Raw genomic sequence first — 3,942 nt, 5'->3', positions numbered from 1 at the left:
TGGACTACGCGCGCCTGACGATGACCGGTCCCGACGCCGCCGAGGGGCCGGCACGCTGCGCCCCGCAACCGCCGGCCCTCCGCCGCTCGCCGCCGAGCACCGACGGCTGGCCGATACGGTGGCGCGGCTGCCCCGTCCGGCCCATGCCGTCGATGTGCGGGCGGCAGCGGGCTCCTTCGACTACCGCTTCGACACCGCCTCGCCGGTCGACGTCGAGGCCGACGGTCGGTGGCACACCGTGCCGGTCGCCGAGGTGCCGGTCACCACCGCCTTCGAGTACGTCTGCGTCCCGTCGGTGGACCCGGCGGTCTTCGGCACCGTCCAGGTGACCAACAGCTCCGGCCACGCCCTGCTCGCCGGACCGGTCGACGTGATGATCGACGGCGACTTCGTCCTGACCGCGGCACTGCCGACGCTCGCCCCCGGCCAGCAGGAGGCGGTGGGCGTGGGCGTGGCGGAGAGCGTCAAGGTGGCGCGGCACACCCGTATGCGCGAGTCCACCGCGGGGCTGCGCGGCGGCACGACGGTCCTCGACCACACCGTGGAGGTGGAGGTCGCCAACCGGCTGCCGTACCCGGTGCTGGTCGAAGTGCGCGAGCGGATACCGGTGTCGACGGACAAGGACGTCCGGATCGAGGAGCACCCGGCCCGACCGCCGTGGACCGAGCCCGGAAGGCCGCTGGACGGCCAGCGGGAGAGTTACGTCCGCGGCGCCCGGATCTGGCGGGTCGCCCTGGAACCGGGCCGGACGGCCACGCTGACCGGAGGGTTCGACATCCGCTTCCCGGTCGGGAAAACGGCCGTCGGCGGGAACAGGAGGAACTGAACGATGGCCGCGCCCCGCCCGTCCGCCGAGCCCGCGGACCCCGCCGGCGTCCCGGCGCCCGAGGACCCGCACGCCCTGCCCGTCACGTCGGTGACCCTCATGGAGGACCGCGCGCAGATCGAACGCACCGGCCTCGTCCAACTGGCGGCCGGGCTCAGCCGGTTGCGCATCGGACCGGTGACCCCGCTCACCGTCGACCGGTCGCTGCGCGCCGAGTTCCCGGCCGGCACCGGGCAACCGACCGCCGGCGGCCCGGCTGCGGCCGCGGGCAGCCCGGGCTCTGGCCCCGGCGAACCGGCCCCCGGCGCCGCCCCGGTGGCCGGCGCCCGGGTGCTCGATGCCCGCGTGGTGCGGATCTACACGCCCACGCCGCCCGGCGAACCGGGCCGGGACGCCTCCGGGCTGCGCCGCGAAGTGCTCGAACTGGAACGGGAGATCGAGGACGCGCGGCACCTGCGGCAGCGGCTGGACAACTCCCTGGCGGTGATCGGCCAGGCCAAGGCCGACCTGTACCGCGACATCGTGCAGGGCGCCGGAGCCGGCGACGCCGACCCCGAGCGCTGGACCGACCGGCTGGAACGGGTCGAGCAGGCGGCCGAGCCGCGGATCGAGGAGGCGAACCGGCTGCGCCGGCGCCTGCACGACCTGGACGAGGAACTCCGCGAAGCGCGGCAGGCGCTCGCCGCCGCGGAAAGCGAGCCGCAGCAGCTGACCGCCTTCCTCGACGTGGTGGTCCAGGCCGAGACGGCCGGCCCGGCGCAGCTGCGGGTCACCAACCTGGTGCCGTGCGCGCTGTGGCGGCCGGCCTACCGGGCCGCGCTCGCCGCCGACCGGCGGTCCGTGCTGCTGGAGACCGACGCCTTCGTCTGGCAGGACACCGGCGAGGACTGGACCGGTGTGCGGCTGTCGCTGTCCACCGCGCGCCCGACGCTGGCCGCGAGCCCGCCGGCGCTGACCGAGGACGTGCTCACGCTGCGGGAGCGGTCCTCGGAGGAACGCCGCACGGTGGAGGTGGACCTGCGCGAGGAGGAGATCGGGACCGTCGGCGATCCGTCCGCCGCCACGGGCGGGCCCGCCGCGCTGCCCGGACTCCAGGACGGCGGCGCGGTCCGGGTGCTGGCGGCGCCGCATCCGGTCGACGTCCCGTCCGACCGGCGCCCGCGGCGGGTGCACCTGTCGTCCGTCAGTGCGCCGTGCCGGGTGGAGAACAGCTGCGTGCCGGAGCTGTCGCCGCTGGTGGCCGCGGCCGCGCGGTTCACCAACTCCGCCGGCCATGTGCTGCTGGCCGGGCCGGTGGACCTGGTGCGCGGCGGGGGTTTCATCGGCCGGGGCGAACTGGCGTTCACCGGCATCGGCGAGGAGGTGCGGCTGGCGTTCGGCAGCGACGACACCTTCCGGGTGGTGCGCCATCTCGAGGAGAGCCGTGAGACCGCGGGGCTGGCCGGTATCAACCAGCGCACGGTCATCACCCGGCAGCTGCGGCTGTTCGTGTCCCGGCTCGACGCCCCCGAGCAGGGCGGCGAGGTGGAGGTGGTCATCCGCGAGCGCGTCCCCGTCTCGGAGGTCTCCGCGGTCGAGGTGCGGGTCCGTACCGAAGCCTCGGTGCCCGAACCGGACGAGGTGGACGCCGAGGGCGTGGTCCGCTATACGCTGCTCCTGGGCCCGGGCGAGCGGCGCGAGATCGGCCTGGTCTACGACCTCACGGCGGCAAGCGGCGTCACCGGCCTGTGAGGCCGGCCGCGCGGGGGAGCCGGGCCCGGCACCGCACCGTCACCGCTGGCGCTCCCGGAACCGGTGGGGGTGCGCCGGATAGACGCCGAGGATGCGCACCTCGGCGGAGAAGAAGCGCAGTTCCTCCAGGGAGTGCGCGACCCGGCCCTCGTCGGGGTGCCCCTCGATCTCGATGTAGAAGCGGCTGGGCTGCGTCCCGGCGCCCAGCTGGTAGCTCTCGATCTTGGTGAGGTTCACCGCGTTGCTGGCGAAGCCGCCCAGCGCCTTGTAGAGCGCGCTGGGAATGTTCCGCACGCAGAAGAACAGGCTCGTCATCGTGGGTGCGCCGGTGTCCGGCGGGACGACGGAGCCGCGGGACAGGACGACGAAACGGGTGGTGTTGTCCGGGTCGTCGGCGACATCGGCCTTCAGCGTCCGCAGCCCGTACAGTCCGGCCGCGGCCGGCGGCGCGAGGGCCGCCTGCCGGGGGTCGCCGAGTTCGGCCACCTCGCGGGCCGCGCCCGCGGTGTCGTCGCTGACCAGTGTCCGCCAGCCGCCCTCCCGGAGCACCTTTCGGCACTGGCCGAGCGCGTGCACGTGGCTGCGGACGCACTCGACCTGCTCCAGCGACCCGCCGGCCGGCCCCATCAGGTCGAAGTGGATGGCCAGGAAGTACTCCCCGACAATCGACAGGCCCGACTCGGGGAGCAGGTGGTGCACGTCCGCCACCCGCCCGGCGGCGGAGTTGTCCACCGGGATCACCGCGAGGTCGGCGGCGCCCAGCGTCACCGCGTCCAGGGCCTGTTCGAAGCTCGTGCAGGACAGGCCCCGACTGCCGGGATACAGGTCGGCCACCGCGGTGGCCGAATTCGATCCTGGTTCTCCTTGGTAGGCGATGGCTGTCATGTGCGTTTCTGACATGTGCGTTTCTGCGTCCTCGTCAAGATGCCGTGCCGCCCGAGCGCGGCACGGTGGTGGTGAGTCTGGCGTGCCGCGGCGGCGGAGCGCTCCCGTTCACCGTAGATTCAAGCGGATGGCTGACGCCGGCGCGGTCCGCCGGGGCCTTCGCCGGACGTGTCGGCCCGACGCCGCGCCGGACCGACACGTGCGGACGGCGGAGCCGCCGGTCAAGTGACCGGCGGCTCCGACCTGCCGGCCCGCGGTGAGCGGCCGCCGACAGGTGGCGGTACGGTTCGCGGCGCGCGTCGCCGCTGTCAGTCGTCAGTCGTAGAGGAGGTCGAACTCCTCCCACTGACCGATGGCGACCGTCGACCGGTTGGCGATCAGCGGCGAGGCGCCGGCGTTGTCGGCGGTGACGACGTTGCCGTTGGCGTGGGCCCGGAGGCTGACGCTGCCGTCGGGATTGCTGATGAGGTCGAAGCTCTCCGAGGTGCCGATGGTCGTCC

At 74.3% G+C, this 3,942-nt stretch carries 4 protein-coding genes; 2 read left to right on the top strand and 2 right to left on the bottom strand.

What is annotated here, in order from left to right; all coding sequences use genetic code 11:
• Together GA0115240_RS01615 and GA0115240_RS01610 are read left to right on the top strand one after the other, a co-directional pair.
• The coding region (locus tag GA0115240_RS01615) for a DUF4139 domain-containing protein (RefSeq protein ID WP_141708675.1) at positions 1-826 on the top strand (826 nt) is incomplete at its 5' end.
• A 3-nt stretch (positions 827-829) separates the two neighbouring features.
• A complete protein-coding gene (locus tag GA0115240_RS01610) occupies positions 830-2,557 on the top strand; it encodes a DUF4139 domain-containing protein (RefSeq protein WP_093734846.1) in 1,728 nt (575 codons plus the stop codon).
• Positions 2,558-2,596: 39 nt separating this feature from the next.
• On the opposite strand, the gene GA0115240_RS01605 is transcribed toward GA0115240_RS01610, so the two are convergent.
• Positions 2,597-3,442 carry a prephenate dehydratase gene (locus GA0115240_RS01605; RefSeq protein ID WP_093734845.1) on the bottom strand — a complete coding sequence of 282 codons (846 nt, stop codon included), beginning with the start codon at positions 3,440-3,442 and terminating at the stop codon, positions 2,597-2,599.
• 315 nt (positions 3,443-3,757) lie between these two features.
• A partial coding sequence (locus tag GA0115240_RS01600) for a fascin domain-containing protein (RefSeq protein WP_202450931.1) occupies positions 3,758-3,942 on the bottom strand: 185 nt, incomplete at its 5' end.

Source organism: Streptomyces sp. DvalAA-14 (assembly GCF_900091855.1).
Taxonomy (GTDB): Bacteria; Actinomycetota; Actinomycetes; order Streptomycetales; family Streptomycetaceae; genus Actinacidiphila.
Note: the sequence above shows the minus strand (reverse complement) of the source record. Positions and strands in the feature narration are given on the sequence as shown.